The sequence below is a fragment of the Cohaesibacter haloalkalitolerans genome, from assembly GCF_003574655.1.
GTDB classification, from domain to species: Bacteria; Pseudomonadota; Alphaproteobacteria; order Rhizobiales; family Cohaesibacteraceae; genus Cohaesibacter; species Cohaesibacter haloalkalitolerans.
Genome location: NZ_QNUM01000015.1, coordinates 14,155 through 41,137, shown reverse-complemented (window position 1 = coordinate 41,137; position 26,983 = coordinate 14,155). Strand labels below are relative to the sequence as shown.

General features: G+C 54.7%; 25 protein-coding genes. 11 read left to right on the top strand and 14 right to left on the bottom strand.

Translation table 11 applies throughout. The features are described 5' to 3' along the window. Positions 1-246: 246 nt before the first annotated feature. From DSL70_RS21645 to DSL70_RS21625, 5 genes are all read right to left on the bottom strand, one after another. Positions 247-1,233 (bottom strand): glycosyltransferase family 2 protein, encoded by a 987-nt coding sequence (locus DSL70_RS21645; protein ID WP_119310069.1) that lies wholly within the window; start codon positions 1,231-1,233, stop codon positions 247-249. Between the two features lie 45 nt (positions 1,234-1,278). Then, complete coding sequence (locus DSL70_RS21640) at positions 1,279-3,852, bottom strand: glycosyltransferase family 2 protein (protein ID WP_162916984.1); 2,574 nt, start codon at positions 3,850-3,852, stop codon at positions 1,279-1,281. A gap of 299 nt (positions 3,853-4,151) precedes the next feature. After that, the gene (locus tag DSL70_RS21635; protein WP_119310067.1) at positions 4,152-5,099 is read right to left on the bottom strand and encodes a quinone oxidoreductase family protein; all 948 of its coding nucleotides are present in this window, start codon (positions 5,097-5,099) and stop codon (positions 4,152-4,154) included. 90 nt (positions 5,100-5,189) lie between these two features. After that, positions 5,190-6,299, bottom strand: coding sequence for an MBL fold metallo-hydrolase (locus DSL70_RS21630; protein ID WP_205563525.1), 1,110 nt, complete (start codon positions 6,297-6,299; stop codon positions 5,190-5,192). Positions 6,300-6,382: 83 nt separating this feature from the next. Then, a complete protein-coding gene (locus tag DSL70_RS21625; RefSeq protein ID WP_119310066.1) occupies positions 6,383-7,147 on the bottom strand; it encodes an SDR family oxidoreductase in 765 nt (254 codons plus the stop codon). Positions 7,148-7,378: 231 nt separating this feature from the next. On the opposite strand from DSL70_RS21625, the gene DSL70_RS21620 reads away from it, so the two are divergent. Continuing rightward, positions 7,379-8,293 carry a LysR family transcriptional regulator gene (locus tag DSL70_RS21620; RefSeq protein ID WP_205563523.1) on the top strand — a complete coding sequence of 305 codons (915 nt, stop codon included), beginning with the start codon at positions 7,379-7,381 and terminating at the stop codon, positions 8,291-8,293. Here the strand turns inward: DSL70_RS21620 and DSL70_RS21615 are convergent. After that, the gene (locus tag DSL70_RS21615) at positions 8,266-9,441 is read right to left on the bottom strand and encodes an OpgC family protein (RefSeq protein ID WP_119310065.1); all 1,176 of its coding nucleotides are present in this window, start codon (positions 9,439-9,441) and stop codon (positions 8,266-8,268) included. The two genes, DSL70_RS21620 and DSL70_RS21615, sit on opposite strands and share 28 nt — an antisense overlap. A 336-nt stretch (positions 9,442-9,777) precedes the next feature. Between DSL70_RS21615 and DSL70_RS21610 the strand changes: the two genes are divergently transcribed. Next, positions 9,778-10,833 (top strand): helix-turn-helix domain-containing protein, encoded by a 1,056-nt coding sequence (locus DSL70_RS21610; protein ID WP_162916983.1) that lies wholly within the window; start codon positions 9,778-9,780, stop codon positions 10,831-10,833. On the opposite strand, the gene DSL70_RS21605 is transcribed toward DSL70_RS21610, so the two are convergent. From DSL70_RS21605 to DSL70_RS21570, 8 genes are all read right to left on the bottom strand, one after another. Beyond that, positions 10,781-11,797 carry an alpha/beta hydrolase family protein gene (locus tag DSL70_RS21605; protein WP_119310063.1) on the bottom strand — a complete coding sequence of 339 codons (1,017 nt, stop codon included), beginning with the start codon at positions 11,795-11,797 and terminating at the stop codon, positions 10,781-10,783. The two genes, DSL70_RS21610 and DSL70_RS21605, sit on opposite strands and share 53 nt — an antisense overlap. A gap of 149 nt (positions 11,798-11,946) precedes the next feature. Beyond that, on the bottom strand, positions 11,947-12,285 hold the full coding sequence (locus tag DSL70_RS21600; RefSeq protein WP_119310062.1) for a hypothetical protein: 339 nt from the start codon (positions 12,283-12,285) through the stop codon (positions 11,947-11,949). Positions 12,286-12,369: 84 nt separating this feature from the next. Further along, the gene (locus tag DSL70_RS21595) at positions 12,370-13,098 is read right to left on the bottom strand and encodes an SDR family NAD(P)-dependent oxidoreductase (RefSeq protein ID WP_119310061.1); all 729 of its coding nucleotides are present in this window, start codon (positions 13,096-13,098) and stop codon (positions 12,370-12,372) included. An 18-nt stretch (positions 13,099-13,116) separates the two neighbouring features. Continuing rightward, positions 13,117-13,638, bottom strand: a complete 522-nt coding sequence (locus tag DSL70_RS21590; RefSeq protein ID WP_119310060.1) for a TRAP transporter small permease — start codon at positions 13,636-13,638, stop codon at positions 13,117-13,119. A 4-nt stretch (positions 13,639-13,642) separates the two neighbouring features. After that, positions 13,643-14,917, bottom strand: a complete 1,275-nt coding sequence (locus DSL70_RS21585; protein WP_119310059.1) for a TRAP transporter large permease — start codon at positions 14,915-14,917, stop codon at positions 13,643-13,645. 69 nt (positions 14,918-14,986) lie between these two features. Beyond that, positions 14,987-15,967, bottom strand: a complete 981-nt coding sequence (locus tag DSL70_RS21580) for a TRAP transporter substrate-binding protein (RefSeq protein WP_205563521.1) — start codon at positions 15,965-15,967, stop codon at positions 14,987-14,989. A 57-nt stretch (positions 15,968-16,024) separates the two neighbouring features. After that, on the bottom strand, positions 16,025-16,438 hold the full coding sequence (locus tag DSL70_RS21575) for a cupin domain-containing protein (RefSeq protein ID WP_162916982.1): 414 nt from the start codon (positions 16,436-16,438) through the stop codon (positions 16,025-16,027). 692 nt (positions 16,439-17,130) lie between these two features. Then, positions 17,131-17,910, bottom strand: a complete 780-nt coding sequence (locus tag DSL70_RS21570; protein WP_119310056.1) for an IclR family transcriptional regulator — start codon at positions 17,908-17,910, stop codon at positions 17,131-17,133. A gap of 390 nt (positions 17,911-18,300) precedes the next feature. On the opposite strand from DSL70_RS21570, the gene kduI reads away from it, so the two are divergent. The 9 genes from kduI (at position 18,301) to DSL70_RS21525 (ending at position 26,969) form a co-directional block, all read left to right on the top strand. Then, on the top strand, positions 18,301-19,137 hold the full coding sequence (kduI, locus tag DSL70_RS21565) for a 5-dehydro-4-deoxy-D-glucuronate isomerase (RefSeq protein WP_119310055.1): 837 nt from the start codon (positions 18,301-18,303) through the stop codon (positions 19,135-19,137). Between the two features lie 604 nt (positions 19,138-19,741). Continuing rightward, the gene (locus tag DSL70_RS21560) at positions 19,742-20,509 is read left to right on the top strand and encodes a GntR family transcriptional regulator (RefSeq protein WP_119310054.1); all 768 of its coding nucleotides are present in this window, start codon (positions 19,742-19,744) and stop codon (positions 20,507-20,509) included. A 60-nt stretch (positions 20,510-20,569) separates the two neighbouring features. Beyond that, the gene (locus DSL70_RS21555; RefSeq protein WP_119310070.1) at positions 20,570-21,562 is read left to right on the top strand and encodes a TRAP transporter substrate-binding protein; all 993 of its coding nucleotides are present in this window, start codon (positions 20,570-20,572) and stop codon (positions 21,560-21,562) included. A 79-nt stretch (positions 21,563-21,641) separates the two neighbouring features. Beyond that, on the top strand, positions 21,642-22,151 hold the full coding sequence (locus DSL70_RS21550) for a TRAP transporter small permease (RefSeq protein WP_119310053.1): 510 nt from the start codon (positions 21,642-21,644) through the stop codon (positions 22,149-22,151). A gap of 3 nt (positions 22,152-22,154) precedes the next feature. Continuing rightward, the gene (locus tag DSL70_RS21545) at positions 22,155-23,462 is read left to right on the top strand and encodes a TRAP transporter large permease (protein ID WP_119310052.1); all 1,308 of its coding nucleotides are present in this window, start codon (positions 22,155-22,157) and stop codon (positions 23,460-23,462) included. A gap of 157 nt (positions 23,463-23,619) precedes the next feature. After that, positions 23,620-24,642, top strand: coding sequence for a zinc-dependent alcohol dehydrogenase (locus DSL70_RS21540; RefSeq protein WP_119310051.1), 1,023 nt, complete (start codon positions 23,620-23,622; stop codon positions 24,640-24,642). Between the two features lie 20 nt (positions 24,643-24,662). Next, on the top strand, positions 24,663-25,421 hold the full coding sequence (locus DSL70_RS21535; RefSeq protein ID WP_119310050.1) for an SDR family oxidoreductase: 759 nt from the start codon (positions 24,663-24,665) through the stop codon (positions 25,419-25,421). A gap of 33 nt (positions 25,422-25,454) precedes the next feature. Continuing rightward, positions 25,455-26,408 (top strand): C-terminal binding protein, encoded by a 954-nt coding sequence (locus DSL70_RS21530; RefSeq protein ID WP_119310049.1) that lies wholly within the window; start codon positions 25,455-25,457, stop codon positions 26,406-26,408. A gap of 99 nt (positions 26,409-26,507) precedes the next feature. Continuing rightward, a complete protein-coding gene (locus DSL70_RS21525; protein WP_119310048.1) occupies positions 26,508-26,969 on the top strand; it encodes a NanQ anomerase/TabA/YiaL family protein in 462 nt (153 codons plus the stop codon). Positions 26,970-26,983: the final 14 nt, after the last annotated feature.

The window sequence follows — 26,983 nt, the reverse complement described above, 5'->3', positions numbered from 1 at the left end:
TGCCTTGTATGATCTCGATAACCAATGCGGATTTCCGCTTTGCTGTCCAACGTTTGATCTTATCGTCCATGGTCGTACTCATCGCTATTTTCCTTACCTATAGCATGAGCAGAATTTCAATGGGTCAGGGCAAGCCCAGCAATGAGCCATAACTGCCCCACAGCAGGCCTCAGACAATCCTAATCAGGCTGACTGTTGCAGGTCCCCGGCAAGCAACTCAAATGCTCAACCCGGCATCAAAGACAATCACATAAAGGAGTCGATCAGCTTTTCGTGATTCCTCTCAAATAGGAAATTGAATTTTTTTCGTGTCGCAGCAGGAAATTTCGATACTTTTTCAAAGTAATTATCATCAAACGGACTAATCCCTGAAAAATAGATATCCTCAAGGCTATTAATGATTTTCATTATTCTTTGCGAGTTGTTCCCCTTGAGCGACTTTTCAAGCAAATTCATTTGCCATTTAAAGGAATTAGGAAGCCAGGTATACAAAAGATCTTTGCTTTTTCGATCTTCGTTATCAAGCAATGTCCTTTTCATTCGATACAGGAACTCAATCGTATCGTCGGCCTTTTTCTCTGTCCACGCGCCAGAAATCGCAGAACCCAACCCCACATTATACTGATAATACATTTTATCAGATAAGTATAAAGTTTCCGCACACATTTGAGCCTTTAACAAGAACAAACGGTCTTCCCCAATAGAAAGATCAACTGGAAACTGAATATCCATACTATTAATCATGTCGCGACTATAAGCAAAAGTCGTAAAATGAGAATATGAAACAAAAGTTGATCTGTTGCTCCCATCAAAAGAAACCAACTTCGAGTTCTTGTGAAAATCGCTCCATTGTGTCTTTGGTTCTTTAACGAGGATTCCTCCCCGGAGGAGATCCGGTCGCGAAGACTTTGCATTTGCAAAAACATCATCAACAACGCCCGGGAAAAAGAGATCATCCCCGTCAAGAAACATGATGTAGTCTCCCGACGCATTCGCCAAACCAACATTTCTGGCAAAAGCAGCCCCGGAATTCCTCGACAAGCTAATAAGCTTTATCCTTCCATCTACATTGGAGAGGGATACAACAACTTTCTCAGTCGCGTCATCTGAACCATCATTCACAACAATGATTTCATAGTCTACATTCTCAAATGTCAAAACAGACATCAAACTATGAGCTATTGTCTTTTCGTTATTGTAAGTAGACATTACGATAGAGATAAAAGGATTCATGTCATTCCCTCATTTAATAGTGCTGTAATATTTCATATTAAAAGTTCAGCCTTCTATTAAATCCCCCTCCGCGTCATACTCCTTCAAATAACTAACTTCTAATAGTTTTGGCTCCCCATCAACGCTTATCGCGCAAACTTGCCTGACGGGCTCTCCATCAGAGGTTTTTAGGCGTATTTTTAGAATGGCGTTTAATTGAAACAAATATACTGGAATATCTACGATCAAGTCTTTTGTGTCAGAGACTTCGGCTTCAATCCAATCACAAGCGGAGATCCCATCACCATTTGGCCTCATACAAAGAATCTGATAGGACCAGATAGGTAACTTTGAATGGACAACGACCCTTCTTTCCATAGAATAAAGGTCAACAAGACAAGCGTAATCATTTGGACGACCATTTCGACCTGCGCTTCTTCTGTCCACTTCATTGTTGCAATACCGAATAACGTCCCCGAGGTTTGATGAGAAAACAGCCTCTATATTTTGGTTTTTCTTAATTATCGGCGACCCGTTCCCCAGCAGAGCAGCCTTTCGATATGATCTTAAATTCTTCATTCCCGCGTGAACAACCAGTTCATCCAGCAAACAGTTGAACAATCTCAAGTCTTTTGACGGCTCTGTCTCGACGATTCTTTTTAACAGTTTTTCCGGAACCTTCTCATCGGTCGAATTCTCTATTCTAATCTTTAATTCTTCGATATTTGTATCGGCAATATTTCTTTCAAATGCGTATTTGCTTCGAATTTTATTCACAAAGCGCCTATCGTAACCAAGCCAGTTTAGTAGCTTGTTGATCGAAACAAACGCCGAAATATTATTGTCGACAGCACCAATATTGACGTCATTAGGAAGAACAAATATTTCTGACGCTTTCTTGCGATCAATATCAACAACAGACAGAAAGTCCGCGATCAGGTCGCCGCCATCCCGGTCAAGACTGATTTCCTGAACTTCGCTACCCAAACATGTGGCAAGAAGTTCAGAAATATTGTCAAAATCCAATGAGCCAACAGCGGTCTCAGCATCCAGATAATGAGAAAAGCTGTCCTCTCGGCGCAACCAGCCCCCAATTGCCGCCTCTTTATACATCGAAAAGGCCCAATCAAGCTTGGATCGCTTTACCAATATAGGAATGACATCAAATTCAGAGAACGCTTTCGAAATCTTCTCCAGACTGGCCTTGCTTCTCCAAAGCGGATTATAGGAAATGTTTTCGCATGAAATTATAACATTTGGGCATTCTGCGTGCTGTACTTCAGTTTTAAATTTTTCAAGAAGAACAGAATCATCGTCAACAATATCTCTAATCAGGAAATTGTGCCCAGACCCTCTATCTCCGCCCTCTTCTTTATACACCCCGGTAAATGGATACAAAAGTCCCTCGGCCCGAAGCGATGCACGATTTACTTCGCAAAAATTCTGGATTGAAGTAGATCCTGTCTTTGTTAGTCCAACATGGAGAAACAATTTCGGCCGCTCTTTATGTTCAACCGCAGGCAACTGAATGTTGTTTTCATGTATGCCTGTCTTGGCGATTTCGATACCGCTCGTTTCCGATGTTCCAGATCCGCTTAAGGGACAAAGCTCCGAAACCGTGCTTGGAGTTACTCTTAGTAACTTCCTGGCAAAATCAACAATAATGCCGTTCTCGATTTTATTCTGAAGCCCTGGAGCAAACTTGATGCCTTCTATCATTCTGTCTTGATCAGTTGATAGCTTTTCCAAAAATTCAATCGTAGAAACAGATTTGAAATTATCGATCAAATATGAAGCAGCAACAATATCTTGCTCATGAAAATCTATCTTTGAAATGCATTCCTCGAACGAAGCTACATATCGAATATTCACGATATTCTTTACATAGTCATCACATTCATATTTTTCTATAATATTGTTGCAGTATTGATATGCTGTAGTGATATATTCAAGGTCACCCAACTGAGGGCTACTCATAATGCTGTTTGCCCTTTGCCGGTAGAACGTTCCTGTCATCGCCCCCGTATAGATGGCCTTCGCCTGACAGAGAGCAGTAAGCAAAAAGGGAACATCTTCTCGCCTTCTCAACTCTTCCAAAAAGTAAATGCCATTTGAAGTCAGAAACTCCCGACGATAGGCAAATTGCCAGCATGTCCTATTATGAATCAGGAACGGGGCTGAATTCAGAGTTACTTCCCTCAGAAAATTCGGGATTATTGTATCTATCGGATCTTCTGAAAGACTAATCTTTCCGGTCAGTTGATTTTGTGAGTAGAATACAGTCGGAAGGCGAAGCATATCAAATTTGTTTTTGCCGTACTCATCTGCAACATATTCCAAGACCCTGGGATTCGACAGCATATCGTCTGAATCAAGAAACAGGACTATTTCAGAAGTTGCAGCTTTCAGCCCCGCATTTCGGGCAGCAGAAAGACCCCGGTTTTCTCCAAATTCTACTACTTTGACCCTTCCATCGATCGATTGAAGATAAGATATTATCGTTTTTGTCGGAGTTTCACTGCCATCATCGACAATTATTATTTCATGCGGCTTAAACACCTGCATTTTTACTGAATCATAACATTCAAATAGCAGATTTCCAGTGTTGTATACTGGGATGACAATACTAATATTTTCCATGCTCATAATGCGCCAATAGGTTGCGTGAAAAAATTTACACAACCTATATATGGTTCAGATCAAAATTGCAAAACGAACAGAATGCTTTTCAGAAAAATTCACATTTTGGGATGAAGCTTGATGGTCTCCCTGTGCAAATGGTCACTCAGGCACAACCTTGGCCTTTCGTCGGCAACAGCCCTTCCACCCCGCCCAAGGCGATCGGAAGACAAGAGGGTGTCATCGCCAGGCGGTCTCCTGGCGATGATGTCTACCGACCCGGACCTCCATTAGGCCCATGAGGCATAAGCTCTTCCCGCTCAATCGAAGACGATGACCTGTTTCTGGCTGTCCTTTCCCGCGCTCAGGCTGGCGTAGGCCTTGCGCGCGCCCTCAATGGACGAAAGGGAATAGGGCGCGGGCGTCAATGCGCCACTTTCAAAGCCGGGACGGAGGGCGTCAAGAATGGAGGCGATCTCGATGCCTGTCAGCTTCATGGTGTCCACGCCGATCAGATGCAGTTGGCTGTGGTAGTAGTCCATCAAGTCGAACTCGACCCGTCGCATGCCCGCACTGGTGATGGCAACCTGTCGTCCGCCCTGACGTAGGGTCTTGAGCGCTGGCTCGAACATCGGACCACCAACCGCATCCAGCACCATGTCGACGCCCCGCCCGCCAGTCGCTTCAACCACGACGGCTTGCAGATCCTCTTTGCTGGTGTTGATGGCAACGTCGGCTTCAGACGGATGATCCGAACGCCCAACGGCGATCACCCGCGCCCCTTTCCAGTGGGCAATCTGGATGGCCGCGCGACCAACCGCCCCGTTGCTGCCGGTGATCAGCACCGTTTCGCCAGAGCGGATATCACCGGCCCGAACAAGCGCCGTCCAGGCGGTCACATAGGGCACGCCGACCGTGGCAGCCTCGGGCAGGGAAAGGTTGGCAGGCATTTCCGACAGCCAGTCGGCTGGCAGGCAGAGATATTCGCGCTGCGCGCCGTCACGGACCACGCCGAAACCGGCGCCGCTCCCCCAGACCGCCTTGCCTTGCCATGCCCCTTCCGACACCACGATTCCGGAAAAGTCGCGGCCGGGCGTGCGCGGCAGAGTGGCGGAAAACAAACCGGCTACATTCTTGACGTCGCTGGGATTGATGGCTGCGGCGGCAACTCGCACGAGGACCTCGCCGGGGCCGGGGGTTGGCTGTTCCATGTCGGTCACCTGCAGCACGTCAGGCTGGCCATATTCGTTGAAACGCAATGCTTTCATGAGTGCATATCCTTGAAATGAAAAAGGCCCGCCGCAGCCCTTCCCGAAAATCGGAACTGGAAATGCGACGGGCCGAACGCGGCGAACCGCTTACAGGAAGAAGCCTTCGGGGTGACCTTCGCGCGTCACATAGCCATTGTGCGACTGTTCCAGACGGATCTTCTGGATCATCGTGTAGGCATTGTTCTTGGTCATGACGTCAGCACCGTTCAACCGCTCGGCCCAACGCTGGCCATTGGACGTGGTCACCTCAAGCACATTCCTGGTCACCAGATTGGTGATTGCAGAGAAATAGTTTTCCTCTGCAGCCCGGAAGGCACCCTTGTAGGGGCCATTGCCAAGATCTTTGACGAAATACTCAAGATCCACCGCCAGCAGCGCTTCCCGCGAGAAGCGGATGATGTCATGGGTATATTCGCGTGCCGTCAGCACATCCTCGCGGGTGCCGTAGCGGGAGACGTGACCACAGACAATAGCGTCGAAATCATACTCCAGGATCTGGTCATGTGCCTCGATCCAACCACTGATATTCTCCGAGGAATCGCAATCCTTGAAGGCCACCCAGCCCGGAGCAAGAATGTCGATGGCGGCAAGCGCCTTCTGCTTGGGAGCATAAATGAAGATGTTGCCTTCACTGTGGTTCTGCCCCTTGTAGGACAGCTCCAGCTTGACACCGTTGACATCGAGCGTCGCATCCTTGGAGAAGGTCTCGGTCGGAACCGGGCGATCCTTGTCCGGGAAGCGCGTCAGCAGTTCGGCAGTCTTCTCATGGGCCACCCGCTTGATGTTCGGGCCGAACATCGATGCAGCACCGACGTGGTCCGCGTGCCAGTGACTGTAGACCATGTGGGTGACGGGCTCGTCGGTAACGCTGGCGATGGCATCCAGCAGGCGTTCGCCAAGCGACGGCGGTGCGTCGACAGCAATGACACCATTGCCGGTGCATACGAACATGCAGTCATACCAGCCGCCGGAAACCCAGTAGACGCCATCACGCAATTCCTCGATGTGATAGCCCTTCTTGAGACGATCCGGCATGAACAGGCTGCCATAGGATTCTTCAGGCGGAACCGCATAATCTTCGATCTTGCTGTAAGGCAGGCCGACCTGACCGAGGTTGTCGACATACCATTTGGGGATACAGTCGCACACGCCATTGGGATGGGCGTGATGGTGGTGATGGTCTTTTGGGTTGGACATGATGAACCGATCCTTTTTTGTTGTTTTTAGATACGGACGACCACAGAGGTCGCCGGCGGTTTCACCAAGGGCCGGAGCGGTCCTCAGTGGGCAGTCTGCCCGCCATCGGCGAGATAAACCTGTCCGGTGGTGAAACTTGCCATCGGAGAGCAGAGGAACAGCACAGTCCCGGCGATTTCCTCGGGGTCAGCGGCGCGATGCATCGGGCTGCCGGCAAGTAGGTTTGCCGCGAAAGCCTCATCCTGAAGCCAGCGCTCGATCATCGGCGTGCGCACGATTCCGGGGGCCAGCGCATTCACACGGATCCCCTGTGTGGCATAATCGAGCGCGGCGGCCTTGGTCAGGCCCACAACGCCATGCTTGGCTGCGGCATAGGGCGCCATGCCCGGATCGGCGATCACACCGGCCACCGATGCGGTGTTGACGATGGCCCCACCGCCGGTCTTCAGCATCTCAGGGATCTCATATTTCATGCTGAGGAACACGCCCCGAAGATCAACATTGATGACGCTGTCGAAATCCTTTTCCGTCATCTCGGCAAGCGGTTTGGTCGGCGGCAGGATGCCGGCATTGTTGAAGGCGCAATCCAGTCGCCCGAAGGCATCGATCGTGGCATTCACCAACGCTTCCACCGATGCGGCGCTTGTCACATCGGTTGGTACAAAGATCGCCTCTCCTCCGCAGTCGCGGATCTCCTCGGCGGTATCCTTTCCCGCCCCGGTCGGATTGCCGATGGCAACCCGGGCGCCCTGCCGGGCAAAAGCCAGAGCCGTGGCCCGGCCAATGCCGGTGCTTCCTCCTGTGACGAGAACGACCTTGCCGGCATAATCGAGCAGTTTTTCAGTCATGATGTGCCTCTTGTTTTTTATTATCTGCACTGGTTCTTTGGCCTACCCAGCGCATCACATCGCTCCGCGCTGACAAGCCCATCATTGAGAGCCGCACAATACGAGTTGCATCAAATGAGATAAATAACTAAGTTTGAACTTCATAATTTACTATCACGCATCAATTGAAAGCCCTCGCGCGCCCGGCACATGGCATTTCGGCCAGAGCGCGGAACCAAAGGAATGTTCCCCATGACAATGGATGTCTTCAAAGGCATGCAGGTCTTCACCAAGGTCGTGGAGCTGAAGAGTTTCGCCAAGGCCGCCGATACGCTTGGCATGTCGCGCGGAATGGCATCGCGCTATGTCGCCAACATTGAAGAAAATCTCGGCGTGAGACTGCTCAACCGGACAACGCGACAGCTTTCGATTACGGAGGCAGGCAACACCTACTATCACAAGTCGATGCAGATCCTTGCGCTGGTGGCGGAAACCGAAGAGGACGCCGCCAGTGACACGGCAAAGCCGCGAGGCACGCTACGTATCAGCTGCTCGGTCGCCTTTGGTGGCACGCAGCTGAGCAAGGCCATCGCCGCCTATCTGCTACGCTATCCCGATGTGAAAGTGGAAGTGGTGTTGTGCGAACGCATCGTCAATCTGGTCGAGGAGGGCTTCGATCTGGCGTTGCGCGTGGCCGACGACCTCTCCCCCAGTCTGATCGCCCGCCGCCTGACGCCCGTCCGGTTTGTCGTCTGCGCTGCACCGGACTATCTGCTCAGGCGCGGACACCCTCTGGAACCAGCGGACCTTGCTGACCACGAATGCCTGATCTTCTCGGAATCGGACACCGCTGGAGAATGGCGCTTTCGGCGCGATGGCACTACCACCCGCGTGAAGGTACATGGCAAACTGCATGGCAACAACGGCAACATGCTGTGCGATGCAGCCGCCAGCGGGCTGGGCGTCATCTACCAGCCGACCTTCCTGACCTATGACCATCTGCGCAACGGACGCCTCGTGCGCCTCTTGCCGGAGTGGGAAACCGACACCTTCTGGGCCTATGCGGTCTATCCCCACCGCCAGTTCCTGCTCCCCAAGGTGCGAACCTTCATCGATTTCATGGTCGACTATTTTGGCCCTCAGCCCTTCTGGGACGCCGAGCTTTGAACTAGCGGGCTGGAAACCTCAAGCGACAGGCGCTTTTGGCGCTCAACCCGGGTCTTCTTTGCTCCGACAGCTCGACGTGCAAGGCCATATTGCACCGCCATACCGACCAGCAGCAGCACCGTATCGAGTGCGACATTTTCGGGCACGACAACCCGCAGCATTTGCAGGAAGGCGGCGAGAAGAGATCCGGTGACGAACACCGTGAGGCTGGCCTGTCCGAGCACGGCAAAGAAACGGAAGAAAGGCCGCTCCAGCAGCCACCCGATCATTGCACTATGGGCAAAGACATAAGCCAGAGCGAAAATATGCAAGAACCGCACAAAGGCAAGGTTGCCCTTGTCCATGTCATAGACAAAGCCCGGCACAAGCTCGAAACGGGGAAAATCGGGGCGCCCCGTCAGCTGCCACAACAGACTTGCAGCCAGATAGGCAACACAGCCCCCAAAGAGCCAGCCGTTGAACGGCACCAGCTCACGGCCTTGTTTCTTGCGGATGCCGATCATCAGCCCGACCACGAACAGCAGCTGCCACCCGAACGGGTTGAGGAACCAGCGAGCCCCTGCGGGCCAACCGGGCACATAGAGACCGAACAGATGACTGATGAGCCAAAGGCCTGCAGACAGGAACAGCAACACGTCCAGTCGCCACCGGGCAATCCACAACAGCGCTGGCAGCACCAGCAGCAACGCGCAATAGAGCGGCAGGATGTTGAAGTAGCCCAACTGATAGGCAAGGGAAAACAGACCGGCGACCGCTTTGACAGGATTGGCGAGAAACGGCACCACATTCAATTCCCTGATCAGGGTTTGCAACGGCCAGACCAGCGAAAGCGTCAGAAGAAGCGCCATCACCACGACGGTTGCCATGACATGGGCACTGTAGATCACGCCGGCACGGTGCCAGATCTTCAGGCAGGCCTGTCTGACACTCCCCTCAAAGAAGCTGCGGGAATAGGCAAGCCCGGCGGCAATACCGGACATCAGCACAAAAGCCTCGGCAGCGTCGGCAAAGCCGAAGTGGCCCATGGTGTAGTTCGACCAGGGCGTATAAGGCGCGTGGTTGATGAAAATCGTGATCAGCGCCAGACCGCGCAGCACGTCAATCCTGATATCACGTCCGGCATTCGGAGCCCCATGGGTTGTCGACATTGCACTCACACCATCATCCTTTTCATCGACGGCGCTCCTCCTCCCCGGTAGGAGCTGGCCGTCCTTCGCTTGGCGGTCTGCTGCAATAGAGGAGAAAAGCGACACAAAAAGGGAGAAAGAGAGGCAACACACAGTTTCCCCACGGCATGGATGTATACCTCCGTACGATTGACACCGCTCTTCAGGCTCTATCCAAGGCCAAGCAGACAGGCAGGGTCAAACCGCAGGTTTAACAGGCAACAGCCGTTGGAATTCGCCTGATTGCCCTTTTCACCCATGCCTTTTCTGTGGCACCGTGCAGCAACGGCCCAGCCCACCAAGCCCACCGGAGATTCCATGCCGACCATCCCCCTGCCCTTCATTGCCACCGGCATACTGCTGGCAGTCATTGCAGCCCTGTTGCTGCGCGGGATGCGCAATCGCTGGTTTCTGATTTTTCTGGGAGTTGCTGCCCTTCAGACCACCATTGTCGGGCTCAGATGGAGCACGGACCTCAGTTGGCTGCACCACATACAGCCGGTGTTTGCGTCCATCGTTCCGCTCTCGGCCTTCCTTGCCTTTTCGGATCTCGATGGTCGCCGTCCCTCATGGCGCCACATGGTATGGCCTCTGGCCATGGTCATAGCCCTTCTGTGGCTGCCAGCCGCCATCGACATGCTGCTGAGTCTGGAATTTCTTTGCTACGGCTGGTTCATCTACACGGGCAAACCCGCCGATGGCGTGTCACCCAACGCGCGCCTTGGCAGCGAGACCACCATTGCCCACATGCGAAAGGGTGTAGCGGCGGCGCTGGTCCTCAGTGCCGCCTCTGACGTGATTGTCTCGGCCGTGCTCAACCTTGGCTACACCAGCCTTGCCGCCCCCGTGGTCGCCACGACACTCAGCGCCGTGCTGCTTGTCATCATCGGCGGCCTGTTGGGACGGACCGGGCTGGAAATGCCGCCCGAGCCCAACCATCAGATGCAAGAAACGGAGGCACCGGAAACAGAGATCCCGGAAGCCATTGCTTCGCAAGCCTTCCCAGAGGAACCGGCAACCTCTGCTCCGCTCCTTGCCGAGGAAGAAGCCCGAGAGACCCTTGCCACCGTGGAGGCCCTGCTGCGACAGGGTCTCTACAAGGACCACGACCTCACGCTGGCGCGGCTGGCGCGTCGAGCCCATATCCCGGCCCGGACCATTTCCCGGGCCGTCAATCAGCTGCATGGTTTCAGCATCACCGATCTGGTCAACCGCTATCGCGTCGAGGAAGCAAGGCGTTTGCTGAAAGGATCGAACTTGCCCGTCACCGAGATCATGCTGGACGCCGGCTTCCAGACAAAGTCCAATTTCAACCGCGTTTTCAAGGAACTTGAAGGGCAGACACCAACTGCTTTCCGGCAGTCAGGAACGTGACAATCGTCTCGGCAATACGCCGGTGCAATTGCTCCCGTGGTGCAGTCTCCCCCTGACAGACATAGGCGTCCTCTTCCAGCAACTCGACTGCGCCCGGCTTGCACTGGCTCATGAAGCTGAAATGCGTTGAACCGATGACCTCGGCATAGCGGCTGGTTGCGGCTGGCAACAGCGCCGCCTGCTCCCGGCCCTCCCAGCCAAGCGGCAGAGCCGGATCCTCAACCCCCGACACCAGCGCCAGCACCGGGATGCCGATACCCTTGAGGCTCTCCGGCGTGAAGGCCCGAATGCCCTCCATGTCAAGCAACACGATGGAAGCGACGCGCGGATCAGCAGCAGAAACGGAGGCCATATCGCGGCTGAGACCACCCTTGCGATAGACCGTGCAGACAAGCTTGCGGCTGTCATCACCACAGGCATCGAGCAGGCGCGCTGGGTCGAACACACCCCCAGCCACCAACAGGGCAGTTGATCCCCCCAACGAATGCCCGATCACCGAAATCCGTTCAGCATTGATGACTGGCGCGAGGTCTTCGTCGGCAAGCAGGGCGTCAAGCACCCGGGAAACCTGAGCGGGCCGCCGATGCAGATCCTTTGCCCATGACGGGTCCATGCTGCCAAAGCTGGTCCCGACGTGGTTGAACGACGCCACAACATAGCCCGCCCGGGCCAGATACCCGGCCAGCCACGCCTGATTGCGCCAGAGCCCGCTATAGCCGTGAGACAGGATGACAAGAGGATGGTTAGCGCCGGATACGGGAGCATCCCGAATGACGTCAACGCCGAAAAATGCCTTGTTGTCCGCAACCATGGTGACAGGCGCGTCCTGCGCAGTCGGATACCAGACCATGACAGGACCATCAGCAAGGACGATCTGACGAAAACCAGTTTCTTCACTGGCTGATGCCGAGCCGCCACCCCAGCCTGCGATAAGGACAACAAAGAGAAGTGCGAATAAGTGCATGGTGCCTCCAGACAAACATGAAGATGATGTGATGGAGCCACTATTGGCGATTTTTCCGGCGTCCGAGACCTGAAACACGATCAAGGACGCCGGTTTTGAGAAAACTCACAGGGCCGGATGGGAGGACAGACACCCGCCCCCGCAAGCCCTCAGTCCTGCTCGATCCCTTCCAGCAGACGCGCCCTGACGAACCGCTGAGCTGCCTTGTTGTACATCTCGTCCCACGAGTTGAACGTGCTGTGGCGTCTGACGAGTTCGTCCCAGAGCGAATCCGGGATAGCATCCAGAGCCTGCTCACTGACTTCTGATTGCCCAGCCAGAGCAAACAGGGCCGCGATGTTCTTCACCGTGCAATGCTCCCGCATGAACGCCTCATCAAGAAGCGTCACAAGAGAGACGGTTTCAAGCGCCTGCAGACGTTGGGAGTTCCTCATGATGGCATCGATATTGCTATAGATCAGATCGCGAGCCTTTGCCGCACTGTTCATGTCCAGCTCCTGTTATGTTGAAGGGTCCGGGGCGCGGGTTGGGCAGGACCGACAAGGATCGATCAGCCCAGCCCGAAAAAGGCCTTACCGGATGGTCAGGCCACCGTTGACGTCGATGCTTTCGCCATTGACGAAGTCATCCTCGATCAGGAACTTGATCGCCAGCGCAATATGCTTGGGATAGCCATTGCGCTTGAGCGGGTTGCCTTCGGCCCAGGCCTTCATCTGGTCAGGCGTCGAAACCTTCTCGTGGAACGGCGTGTCGATCACGCCCGGGCAGACCGAGTTGGCGCGAATGACCGGAGCCAGCTCCTTGCACAACCCGCGCGTGAAGGTATCGACCGCGCCCTTGGCTGCGCCATAGATCGTTGCTGTCGGACCACCATGGCGCACCACGACCGATGTCGTGTTGACGATGTTGGGGTTGACGCCCTTGCGCAACAGCGGGATGGCAAGAGAGGTGATCTTCATCAGCGAGAAGACATTGAGAGCAAAGACCTCCTGCATCAGCTGCCATTCGAGCGCATCGGCTGCCTGACGGCGAACCAGCCCACCGGCATTGTTGACCAGCACATCCAGACTGTCGGTCAATTCACCGATCTGGTTGAACAGATCGATGCAGGCGATCTCGCTGGTGATGTCGCACTGGAGCATATGGGTCGTGGCTCCGAGTTCCTTGAGTTCCTGCTCAAGCTTTCTGGCCTTTTCAACCGACCGATTATAGACCAGAAACAGTTCGTTTCCTGCGGCCAGCATGCGGGCTGTTTCCGCTCCGATGCCGGTACTTGCCCCCGTGATCAATATTTTGCTCACAACAAATTCCTTTCGTTTCTAGACTGATTTTTCAACTGGTTGTGTCGTTGTGCTTTCGAAGGCAACGATCTTTCTGAGATAGCCTGCCAAGAAGATCACCGACAGGATGGTCATGTAGACGCCAGCCGTTGGCATGGCGACATAGAAGACCTTGCGCGGGATCTTGAAGATCGGCGACGTCGCGGCCGCCGTCATCACCAGCATGAAGCCGTAATAGGTGAAGATGCTCAGGAAGAGAATATTGATCACCTCGACTACCGCCAGCAGCACCGGCTGGCAGCGTGTGCCCTTGAGCAGAATCTCCAGAAAGTCGATCTTGGGATGCTTGCGCCCGCGCCACAGGATGGCCGCCGTCGCAAACACCATCCAGGCAAAGGACAGCTCGACGATCTCGTCGAACCAGCCGATGGAAAACACCGGATAGAAGCGCAGGATCACATTGAGCGACATCAGCACGAACAGCAGGCACAGAAGACCGACAGCCAGAACCCGAAAGAAGGTGAAGACGGCCCAGTCTAAGGACTTGATGAACTTCATCATGGTGTCACCCGATCAGGTAAGTGGTGGAAAGGGACAGCGCCGGAATGAAGGCGATCAGCAGCAGCACGACGAGAATGCCAAGGATATAGGGCATCACCTCCTTGCTGAGCGTTCCGATCTTCACATCCGCGATGGAAGCGACGGCATAAAGGCACATGCCAACCGGCGGGCTGAGCAGGCCGATCATCGAGGCCAGGATCATGATGACGCCAAACTGGATCGGGTCCATGCCGATCATGTCCACGACGGGCATGAAGATCGGCACACAGATCAAGATGACGGCGATCCCTTCAAGGAACATGCCCAGAATGAGCAGCACCCCGATCATGATCAGCAGCAAGAGGGTTGGCGATTGCGTCACGGTCGTCAGGCCTGAAATCAGCGCCTGCGGCACCTGATTGAGGATCAGGACCCAGGCAAAGAAGCCCGCTGTCGCCATGATGAACATGACTCGCACCGTGTGCAGCAGGGTGTCCTCCAGAATGAACAGCAGCTTGCTCCAGGTCAGCTCCCGATAGATAAGGCCGGACAGGATGATTGCATAGATGCAGGCGATGATGGCCGCTTCCGTTGGCGTGAACCAGCCGCCCAGAATACCGCCGATGATGATGATCGGCGTCAGCAGCGCCAGAAAGGCATCAACGAAGCTGCGCCACAGTTCCGAACAGGCAGCCCTGGGGCGACGCGGATAATTGCGTTTGCGCGAGATGACATAGACGGCCAGCGCCATGGCAACCGCCATCAGCAGCCCCGGCACCATGCCCGCCATGAACAGCTTGCCGACCGAGACACCGGTCATCGAACCATAGATGACAAACGGGATCGACGGCGGGATCACCGGTCCGATGGTCGAAGAAGCTGCCGTGATGGCGCCAGCAAATTCCTTGCCATAGCCATCATCGACCATGGCCTTGATCTCGATCTTGCCAAGACCGGCAGCATCGGCAACCGCAGCGCCGGACATGCCGGAAAAGATGATGGATGAAAAGATGTTGACCTGACCAAGTCCGCCCCAATAGTGGCCAACGGCCGCCTTGGCAAAGCGGAAGATCTTCTCCGTAATACCACCGGTATTCATCAGGTTGCCGGCCAGAATGAAAAAGGGGATCGCCAGCAGCGTGAACCCCGTTGTCGAGGAATACATGCGCTGGGCCATCAGCCCGAGGGCCGGCAGGTTGTCAGTCATCGCAGCCAGTGAAATGGTTCCAAGGGAAATGGCGATGGGCACGCCCATGGAAATGAGGGCGATCAGCCCCAAGAATATGATTGCCGGTGACATTGTATTCCCTCCCGGTATTCCCTCCCGAAAAACGGCTGGCAGGGTCATCCCCTGCCAGCCGCCATGATCTCAAAGCATTTCAAGGAATGTCTTCAGGTTTTCTTCACCTGCATATTTGCCAACGGCTTCATAGGCCGGGCCCATTTTGTCCTTGAACAGAGCCTTGTCAGGATAAGTGACCTTCATGCCCTTTTCCTCGAGCTTCTTGATTAGCTCGCCGTCTTCCTTTTCCATCAGATCGCGCATCATCTGACCGGCAGAGGCACTTTCTTCCTTCAGGATCGTCTGCTGTTCCGGGGTCAGCTTGTCCCAGCTGCGCTTGGAGATGACGCTGACCATGGAGTTGTAGACATGCTGGGTGATGGCCAGATTGTCCTGAACTTCATAGAGCTTGTTGTGGTAGATGACAGAAAGAGGGTTTTCCTGACCATCGACCACGCCCTGCCGCAGTGCCAGATAGAGCTCATTGAAGGCCATCTGGGTAACGTTGGCACCCAGAGCAGACATGGCAGACTGCAGCTGGACTTCCGGTGGCGTACGCAGTTTCAGTCCCTTGACGTCTTCAGGCACATTGATCGGATGCTTGCCGTTGGTGATGTTGCGGAAGCCATAGTCCCAGTTGGACAGATAGACCAGCCCCTGAGCTTCCAGATCCGGTGCCGCCCACTTCATGAACGGACCATCCAGCACCTGATAGACATGCTGTCTGTCACGGAAAGCAAATGGCGTCATGACGGTGGCAAATTTCTTGGAATACTTATCCAGATGTCCCTGTGTCGGCAACGCCATGTCGATGGCGCCCAGAACATTCTGTTCCAGAACCTCATCGGGCGAGCCCAACTGGTTGGCCGGGAAAATCTGGATGGTGACTTCGCCGTGTGTCCTCTCCTTCACACGATCAGCCATTTGCTGGGCAGCAAGGTTACCGGGATGATCCAGCTCCACATAATGCCCCAGTTTCAGCGTGATGGCCTGAGCCGAGGCCATGACCATGAGGCTCATGGTCGAGCCACAGACTAATACCTTCAACAGGTTCGACAATTTACGCATAATTTCCTCCCGCTGCGTGTCGATCTATTTTCAAATATTCAGACGGTCTTCAGAATCTCACTCTTCAATGTTGTTTTTGGCAGGATAGGTACCATCCGGATTGGGCATGGTGCCGTATTGCTTCATTTTTTCGAGATGGGCATCGCGATGCGGCGCAAAGATATCGATCGCTTTCATGCCGGTTTCCGTTTTGCCGCCATGCGGCACATTGGACGGATGCACAGCAACATCACCCGCCTTCATCATGATGATCTCGCCATTCACTTCATGTGCCTCGGACCCTTCAGTCATGATCATGATCTGCTCGCATTCATGCTGATGGATCGGGAAGGTCGCCCCCGGAGGGTTTTCGATGAAGCTGACCATAATGTTTTCGCTTAACAGGAACCGTGTGCAGATACCTTGATCTTCAACAATCGGGGTCAGGGGCAGATCCTTGATCGTGTAAACAAACTTCTTACGCTCTGTCATGGGATGTCTCGCTCTTTTCATGTGTCTCGTATCACGGATGACGAAACTATTCATAAATAAATCGATCTAGTCAAGTATGAATTTTCAAACACAAAACATGCAAATTGTGATCCGATTTTGTAAGACAGTCTCTTCAACATCTTAGCGTAGATTTCGAACTTTGGGCGAAATCCGCCACCTGAAGCAAAAGGCGAAGCAGGAAAATAAATTCCTCAAAATTCAAATCTAAACAAGTTTCATACATAAATTTATTTCATTGAAGAATAATATTTTACAATTTTGGAAAAACTCGCAGTCACACCTGATCAGAAACAAACAGCAAGGACGTTTGTCGTACAACCATCGTATAGGAAAATTTGGGGAATTTTCTGAATGCGGAAAAATAATTTAAATTTGAATTCCAAACCAACAGGAACTCGATTCATCTAGCCAGGTCGTCACGACCATCACCCCTTACCACCAGCATCAGGCAAGCTCAGCAATCATCGAAAGATTAGAGGCGGCAGCGCTCGGGCAGACAACAACATCAGCCCAGACACCACACATCAGACACAACACGTCAGGCGTAACAAGCCTGGCGGGGTCCGGCAAAAGGGGAAGATCGGGATCATATCACGACAGGCTCGCCCAACAGCAAGCCCTCCGGCCATCAGACCAGATGAAGGCTGGTGCAAGCTGAAAGGAACAACGCCCTACTCGGGCGTGCAGCCACCGATGGCATGGATGAGGTTGTCGGCAGCGTCTGCGACCGCTAGGCGCGATTCTTCGAAACTGACGACCTGATGATGCAAGCTGTCCGAGTTCAGCGTGAGAAACGGCATTGTCAGAACCGCCTCGACCTGCCGGTTGCTGTTGAAGATCGGATAGCTGATGTTGGTAACCCCGCTGATCTGCGGGCTTGCCCCGATGAAATAGCCCTTCTGGCGCACCTTGTCCATCTGGCTCAGCACACTCTCGATCACCGGTTCCGGCGTTTCCGATGCTTCCAGAATGGCCCGCCGCTGATCTTCTGGCTGAAAGGCCAGCATGGCGAAACCGGAGCCGGACCCATGCACATCGATCCGCGCACTGAGGCGAATGCAAAAGCCCATCTTGTAGGGGCTGTCCTGCACGGCAATGACAACCATCTCCGCATCATGAAGCACCGACAGGTGACAGGATTGCTGCGTCTTTTCCGACAGCTTGGCCATCTCCGTACCGGCAGCATTCAGCAACCGCTGCATCGGCGGGAACTTGTTCGACAATTCGAACATCTTGAGGGTCAGGCGATATTTGCCACTTTCGGGCTCGGTCGTGATATAGCCGCGCGCCTCCAGAATGGCCAGCATGCGATAGAGCTCGTTCACCGACCGCCCGAGCTTTGCCACCATGTCCTTCTTGGAGATCGCCTCGTCCTGTTCGCTGAGCAACTCGAGAATATCAAGTCCGCGCTCCAGCGCCGGGGCCTTGTATTTGGATGTCGTCTCGCTCATTTCACTCTTTCGCCTCCGCAATCACAGTCCCGACAGGAATGCGACAGTCACCCACCCGACGATTCCACAGCTTTCAAAGTGCCTTTCTTTTCCACGCAATAACAGCGCAAGGAGCGAGATCCTGCGCGAAATCCAAGGCAAAATGCCGCCACTTCAACGACACCATTCCATTTAGCACACAAGCTATTTAAATACAAAATTATTTGACCAAATTTGAATATCGTGCAATGGTCTGGCAAACTTCAGGCTCTGGGCACTCAGGCTGACACCTGCTTGACCGGCTGTTCGAGCGGCTTTTGGCATAATCAGGATTATGCATAGCCGCGCCAGAACCGCGAGCATCTTGTTCGCAGGCTTCGCCCAGACCACTAACAGCAGGAGAAGTCGACCATGGAAGTCCGCGAAAGCATCAGCCGCAAAGAGGCAAAGCAGCTGGACACCGACGAATTGAGGAACGAGTTCCTCATTCCGGAAATTTTCAAACCAGACACCATCACGATGACCTACAGCCACGTCGACCGGATCATCGTCGGCGGCATCAAGCCGGTTGGCAAGACGCTCGTTCTGTCCGATGATTTCGGCAAGGGCCTCGGCGTCAGCTATTTCCTCGAACGCCGCGAGTTTGGCCTGATCAACATCGGCGGTCCGGCCAAGGTCACCGTCGACGGCACGGTCTATGACATCGACAACGAGCAGGCCCTCTACATCTCGATGGGCTCACGCAATGTGTCCTTCGCCAGCGTCGATCCGTCCAATCCCGCCAAGCTCTACTACAACAGCGCTCCGGCCCATTGCGCCTATCCGACCACCAAGATCAGCAAGGACGATGCTGTGCAGGTCGCCATGGGTGACAAGGAAAGCTGCAACGAGCGCACCATCAACAAATTCATCATCCCCGATGTCCTGCCAACCTGCCAGCTGACCATGGGTCTGACCCGACTGGCTCCGGGCAGCATCTGGAACACCATGCCTTGCCATACCCACGACCGGCGCATGGAAGTCTACCTGTATTTCGACATCGACGAGGACAACGCCGTCTTCCACATGATGGGCGAGCCAACCCAGACCCGTCACATTCTGGTTCACAACGAACAGGCCGTGATCTCTCCGAGCTGGTCGATCCACAGCGGCGTCGGCACCAAGGCCTACACCTTCATCTGGGGCATGGTTGGCGAAAACCAGGTCTTTGACGACATGGACCACCTGAAGATCAGCGAACTGCGCTAAACGATCTGCGTCATTCTTGAGCCGACCGGGGAACGAACGCCTCCGGTCGGCTTTTTTGCGTCCGCACATAACCGCAAACAATCCTCACGCCTCCAGCAACAAGAGCCGACAAGCCACTGACCCGGCATTCTCTCCGTTGCTCCCACCGGCGACTGTTCGACACTGCTGCCTCATCCATGCAGGCAGGAGGCATCCCCCTTGCCTCGACACAGCCCTACCCAATAGGTCGGCCCAACAGCGGGGCACCTCGGCGGCCCTCACAAACGAGCACCAGACAGCGCCTTCCCAATGCAGCAAAAGATGTCCCCAAGATTCATGATCTCCATCGCGCAACAGAAAAAACCATCCCCACTATCAACACGCTAGTTAAAAATTACTAGTGCGGAGAGGAACTGTTTGCTACGGCAATGGGATCACCTTCCGTTTTTAAACGATAATCTTGTCAAGAAGCTGGGGTCACATCAGTATTTTACCGCATACCCAGTTGTTTCTGCATTTCGTGTGAAAGCCACCGCCCGATTATCATTTCATAAACGGAACCCGAGAAACGGGCTTTACAAACTTGTATACAAGATATACGAGATATGCTTGAGAGGAAAATGCGATGATCAGTAGCCTGGCTGATGAGAGGCGAAATGCCGCTGGAGGATATAGTCAGAGAGCGTTGACCACGACCCAGATCGTGCACCAGCGCCTTCGAGATGAAATCATCTCCATGCAACGTCTCCCCGGAGAACCGATAAGCGAAAAAGAGATTGCGTTGGAAATCGGCGTCAGCCGTACCCCCATCCGCGAGGCTCTGCTCCGGCTGTCAGAAGAGCGTCTGGTCGACATTGTCCCGAAGTCCGGAACGTCTGTGGCAAAGATTCCGATTGCCGACGTTCTTGAATCACAGGTGGCCAGAGCCGCCCTTGAGCAGGTGACGACCATCGCTGCCGTCAAACGCGCCAAGGGCAGTGACATCGCAAGCATGCAGGCCCTGCTGGTTGTACAGCAGGAGCAGAAGGAAGCCGTCAACTACGAGAAGTTCTATGAGTCGGACGAGGATCTGCACCATGCGATCGCCCTTGCGGGCGGGTATCCGGGGATCTGGACCATCATCGACCGCATCAAGATCCAGGTAGACCGCTACCGGCTTCTCACCTTGCAGCATCCGCTGCGCATGGAACGCGTGCTGGAAGAACACAGGAATATCGTCGAGGCGATTGCCGAACACGATGAGCACCGCGCCGCAGAAGCCATGCGGTTGCATTTGGATGGCCTGAGTGCCGAAGACCTTCGTGTCATTCGGGACCACAACCCAAGCTATTTTGTCGGAGACTTGGATCAAGTCCTCGATAGATGGGGAAGAGACATCTCTTCTCCAAACTAGCAGCCAGCGTCTTCAATGAAAGGGGCTTGCTGCTGTCTTTGTTCTTATATGGAGGAAGTTATGAAACATTTCAGTGCAATCGCTGCATTCGCAGGCATGGGCGCTCTCGCCCTCTCTGCCGTCTACAGCGCAACCCCGGCATTGGCTGAAACCGTATTCCAGGTTGCTTTCAACCAGCCTGAAACCCATCCGCAGTTCAAGGCCATGCAGAAATTCGGCGAAGCCCTTGCTGCACGGACCAACGGCGAATACAAGGTCGAAGTCTACCCGAACGAACTGCTGGGTGCCCAGAAAGAAGCCATCGAGATGACCCAGACCGGCACCATTGCCATGTCTTTGGCTGCCGCAAGTCTTCTGGAAAGCTGGAACCCTGACTTCGTTGTCTTCAACCTGCCTTACATGTTCGACAGCATCGAACAGCAGCGCAAGGTTGTGAATGATCCTGCCATCGTTGGCGATCTGTATCACTCCGTTGAAGATCAGGGCATCGTTGTTCTGGCTGCCTTCCATGGTGGTGTTCGCAACGTATACCGCAAATCCGGTCCGGTGACCAAACCGGCTGATCTGGGCGGCGACAAGATCCGCGTCATGCAGTCTGACACCAACATCGAAATGATGAACCTGATGGGCGGCAACGGCATCGCAATGGGTCAGGGCGAAGTCTACACCGCCATCCAGACCGGCGTGCTTGACGGTGGCGAAAACAACGAGATCGTCTATTCTTCCCTGAAGCACAGCGAAATCGCACCGTTCTACTCCTACACCCAGCATCTGATGATGCCTGACTATCTCATCATGAGCGCCGACGTCTACAACGACCTGCCGGACAACGTAAAGCAGATCTTCGCTGAAGAGCTGCCGAAGGCTGTCGACTACGAGTTCTCTTCCTTCGCTGAAGCCGTAGCCGTTGCAAAAGCCGACGCTGAAAAGGCTGGTGCAAAGTTCAACGAAGTTGATCTGCAGTCCTTCCGTGACGCTGTCAAGCCGCTGACCGAAAAGAAACTCAGCAGCGATGTCACTAAGAAGATCTACGCGCAGATCCACGGTGAATAATCTTTAGCGGAATTTCGACGCCGAGAGGCTCCGGGTGGTTTCATCCGGACCTCACTCCGGCTCGAGGGAGGTATTTTCGATGCATGCGATCAAGCGCTGGGCTGACAGAATTCTGGCGACGACTTGCACAATTCTCTGCGGACTTCTGGTGATCGCCGTTACCTGGCAGGTCATCGGCCGCTTCTTCTTCAATAGCTCCGGGGCCGTGTCCGAAGAGCTGGCAAAGATCATGTTCGTTTGGTTTGTCCTGTTGGGCGCAGCCCTTCTCTTCGGCGAAAAGGGACATATGGCCATCGAATTTGGCCTCGATATCATGCCCCCCCGGACGCAGACCATTTTCCAGATCATCATCAGCATCCTGATCCTCGGCTTCATCGCGAGCATTCTGCTCATCGGCGGGATCGATGCGGTGCAGCGAACGATGCGCCAGACCAACGCCGCCATTCCCTATATCAAGACGGGACAGATCTATCTGGCTCTTCCCCTGTGCGGTGGTTTCTCGGTCTTCTACTGCCTTTACAATATCTGGAACGATTTCAGAACCCTGGTCGGAATGAACCAGGACCAACCAAGCAAAATGGAGGGCTGATCCATGGCAAACGCAGCTGATATCGGCCTTATCATGCTTATCTCCATACCGATCCTGCTTGCGATCGGTGTGCCCATCAGTATCAGCATGGGCATTGGCTCGGTGCTGGCCATGACCACCATCTTCGGCTTCGACAAGATGGCAATCACCGCAGCACAGCGCATTTTTGCTGGCATCAACTCCTTCTCGCTGCTGGCGATCCCCTTCTTCGTGCTCGCTGGCATCATCATGACCAACGGCGGTATCGCGCAAAGGCTGATCAACTTCGCCAAGGCGGTGATATGGTTCATCCCCGGCGCGCTGATCCAGACCAACATCGTTGCCAACATGTTGTTCGGCGCCATCAGCGGCTCCGGCGTGGCAGCAGCGGCAGCCATCGGCGGCGCAATCGGCCCGCAGCAGAAGAACGAAGGCTATGACCCGAACGTTGCAGCCGCCGCAAACATCGCGTCTGCCCCTGCCGGCATGCTCATTCCCCCGAGCAACACCTTCATCATCTACTCGCTTGCCAGTGGTGGCGCCTCCGTTGCGGCCCTGTTCGTGGCAGGTTACGGTCCGGGCATCCTGTGGGGTCTGGGCTGCATGATCCCTGCCCTGTTCTTTGCCCGCAAGGCCGGCTACAAGTCCGAAAAGCTCGGCTCCTTCAAGGACAACCTGAAGATCACCATTGATGCAGTTCCCTCGCTCTTCCTGATCTTCGTGGTCGTCGGCGGGATCATCTCCGGTATCTTCACGCCAACCGAAGCCAGCTGCATCGCCGTTGTCTATGTCACGATCCTGTCCTTCATCTACCGCACCATCACGGTGGACATGATCCCGCAGTTTCTGCTGGCAACCGTCAAGACAACCGCAATGATCATCTTCATGATCGGTGTTTCCGCCATCATGGGCTGGATCATGGCCTTTGCCAAAATCCCGAACATCATCGCAAGCTCGCTTCTGAGCGTTACCGACAGCCCGGTTCTGATCATGATCATCATGAACATTGTCATGCTGCTGCTCGGCTGCGTGATGGACCCGACACCGGCAATTCTCATCTTCGCACCGATCTTCCTGCCCATTGCCCTGTCACTCGGCTTTGACGTGGTGCATTTCGGCGTGCTGATGGTCTTCAACCTCTGCATCGGAACCATTACACCGCCGGTCGGACCCATATTATTCGTGGGCTGTCGAATAGCGGACTTGAAGATCGAACAGGTTGTCAAACCTCTGCTTCCCTACTTCCTGATCCTGACCGCTCTGTTGATGGTTGTGACCTTTGTTCCGGAAATCTCTCTCATGCTGCCCCGCGCAGCAGGCCTGATGAACTAGTCATCAGGAGCAGACCATGACAAGGAATTGCCGCGCATCCGTGCGCGGCAACAGGAGATCTTTGACTTTTTCGCGCGCTAGGGCGCAATGGTCAAGCAGGCGCATCTTCGGCAATCGGAGCGATTGGAACGATGACGCCTCATCTAGGAGAAATGAAATGAAAGCGCTAGTTTATACGGCCCCGCACAAGGTTGAAGTTCAGGACGTTCCGGAGCCCAAAGGTCGTAGTGGAGCAGCCAAGGTGAAAATGCACTACTGCGGCATTTGCGGATCGGATATCGGCATTTTCGCAGGCAAGCATCCGCGCGCAAAGGCTCCTCTCGTGCTGGGCCATGAGTTCGTCGGCACCATCGAGGAAATCAAGGACGGATCTGGCCGCTTTGCCGTCGGCGACCGCGTCGTTGCCTATCCGCTCATTTCCTGCGGCGAATGCCTTGCCTGCCGCACCGGCCATCCGCACGTCTGCAAGTCGCTCAAGCTGATCGGCATAGACATGGATGGTGGCATCGCCGACCACGCCTGGATCGATGAAGACGTGCTGTTCAAGGTGCCGGACACCATGACCAACGAGATCGCCGCGCTGGTTGAACCGCTCGCCGTGGTCGTTCGTTCGCTGCATCAGGCCAAGTTCAACGTGCTCGACTCGACCGTCGTGACCGGTGCCGGTCCGATCGGCGTCCTCACCGCCATCGTCCTCAAGCATTCCGGCGCCTCCCGGATTGTCGTTTCCGACGTGGATCAGGCCCGCCTCGACGTCTGCAAGGACCTTGGTCTGGAAACCGTCAATGTCAAGGACACAAATCTGGTCGACTATATCAATGACAGCACCAACGGCGAAGGCGTCGACATTGTCTTCGAATGTTCCGGCGCTCCGAGTTCCGCTGCCGAGATGACCAAGATCACCCGCATCGGCGGCACCATCTGCATGACCGGTATTCACAAGGAGCCACGCCCGGTTGATCTGCGCGACATGAACTTCAAGGAACAGAACCTGATCGGCTCGCGCGTCTACACCAAGAACGAGTTCGAGGTCTCCGTCGCCTATGCCCAGACCATTACCGAAGACCTAAAGAAGGTCATCACCCAGATTGTTCCACTGACACAGTCCGAAGGCATCTTCGACATGATCGCCGACCCGGCCGTTAACACGGTCAAGGTCCTCGTTGACTGCCAGGCTTAGGATATCAGGAGTTATTGATCATGAATCCATATGATGTAACCGGCCAGAAAGCCATTGTAACCGGCGGCACCCGCGGCCTTGGCAAGGGCATGGCCGAAGTATTGCTCGAAGCCGGTGTCGAGGTTGTCATTTTTGGCTCTGGCGCAAGCGTCAAGGACGTCGCCAAGGAATTCTGCGACCGCGGCTTTGCCTGCCACGGTCTGACCGTTGATCTTGCCGACGCCAAGGCCCGTGCCGAAGGCTTCGACAAGGCTCTCGAACTGCTCGGTGGAGACCTCGACATTCTGGTCACCGCCGCCGGGGTCCAGAAGCGCCACAAGAGTGAAGAGTTCCCCCTTGAAGACTGGAACGCCGTGCTGGAAGTCAACCTGACTGCCGTCTTCGACCTCTGCCAGCGCGCCGCCCGTGTCATGTTGCCAAAGGGCCGCGGCAAGATTGTCAACATTGCCTCGCTGCTGAGCTTCTTTGGCGGCTTCACCGTGCCTGCCTACGCAGCCAGCAAGGGCGGCATTGCCCAGTTGACCAAGGCCCTGTCCAACGAATGGGCCAGCAAGGGAATCTGCATCAACGCTCTGGCCCCCGGCTACATGGCAACGGACATGAACAGCGCCCTGCTCGCCGATGAAGGACGCAACGCCGAGATTTCGGCCCGCATTCCGACCCATCGCTGGGGCACCCCGGAAGACATGAAAGGGCCGCTGCTGTTCCTCGCATCGGGCGCTTCCGACTATGTCAACGGCACCATCATCCCCGTCGATGGCGGCTATCTGGGTCGTTAATCGAGCCAAATTGAGAAAGTGAAAGTCAATCACATGAAAGTCATCGTTTCCGATTGCGACCACGAGTCCATGCAGATCGAAACTGACGTGCTCGCCAAGGCCGGGCTCGGTTTCACGCACATGGCCGCACGCACCCAGGACGAAGTCATCGAGCAGTGCAAGGGTGGCAACATCATCCTCAACCAGTATGGCAAGTTCGATGAACGCGTCTTCACCGCCCTGCCGGAAGTCAAGCAGATCGTCCGTTACGGCGTTGGCGTCGACAACGTCGATCTGGCAGCGGCCACCCGCCACGGCGTTCAGGTCTGCAACGTGCCCGACTACGGCATGCATGAAGTCTCCGACCACGCCCTTGCCCTGATGATGGCCCTCATCCGCAAGATCCCGGCAACCGTTTCCCATACCCGCAACCGCGATTGGGATTTCCGCAAGATGGCCCCGATTCGCCGCATCACCGAGATGACCATCGGTGTGCTCGGCGCAGGCCGCATCGGCGGACTGTTTGCCAGGAAAGCCCTGCCGCTCGGCAAGGAAGTTCTGGTGTGCGACCTCAACAAGAAAGACCTGGAAAGCAGAATTCCGGGCGTTCGACAGGTCGACATCGACGAGCTTCTCGCCAAGTCGGATGTGCTCTCGATCCATTGCCCTCTCAGCGATGAAACGCGCAATCTGATCAATGCCGAGCGGCTCAAGAGCATGAAGCAGGGTGCCTTCCTCATCAACACCGCCCGCGGCGGCATCGTTGACGAAGAGGCTCTTGCCGATCTGCTCGAAGCAGGCGTTCTGGGCGGGGCAGCCCTTGACTGCGTTGCTCAGGAACCGATCGACAAGAAATCGCGTCTTCTCGACATGGACAATGTATTTCTGACCCCTCACATGGCCTATTATTCCGAGGAATCTTCTGCTGAGTTGAAGCGCAAGGTTGCCGAGGAGGCCGTACGGTTTGCGAAAGGTGAACCCGTCCACTATCCGGTCAATACGCTTTAACCAGAGCGATTGTTCCTCCCTCCGACCGGATGGAACGTTCATTCACCTCGCTCGGCCCGGCCATTTTGGCCGGGCCGTCATTCAACAAGGAGACTGACCTTGATTTATGGTTCTATAGAAAACCTGTCTCTGGATGAAGCCAACTTGCCGGCCAACATCCTTGAAGGCCTTCGTTTCATCGCCAAGTCCGACGTGATGTCCCTTCCTCTGGGACGCCATGAGATCGATGGCGACCGGATTTTTGCACTGGTGCAGGAATACGAATCCAAATCGCTGGAAGAAGCCCGCCCCGAGGCACACAAACGCTATCTCGACATCCAGTATGTCGCCAAAGGCAAGGAACTGATCGGCATTGCCCAGCTGGCAAAAGCCCCTGCCATGTCCGAAGACCTGCTGGCTGAAAAAGACGTCTGCTTCTTTGCGTCCGTGCCGGATGAAAGCATGCTCTGCCTTTCCGAAGGCAGCTATGCTGTTGTCTATCCGTGGGATGTGCACCGCCCCGGCTGTGCCGCTGGCGAACCGACCATGGTGCGCAAGGTTGTTGTCAAGATCGCTCTCTGAAGCGACAAGCAACC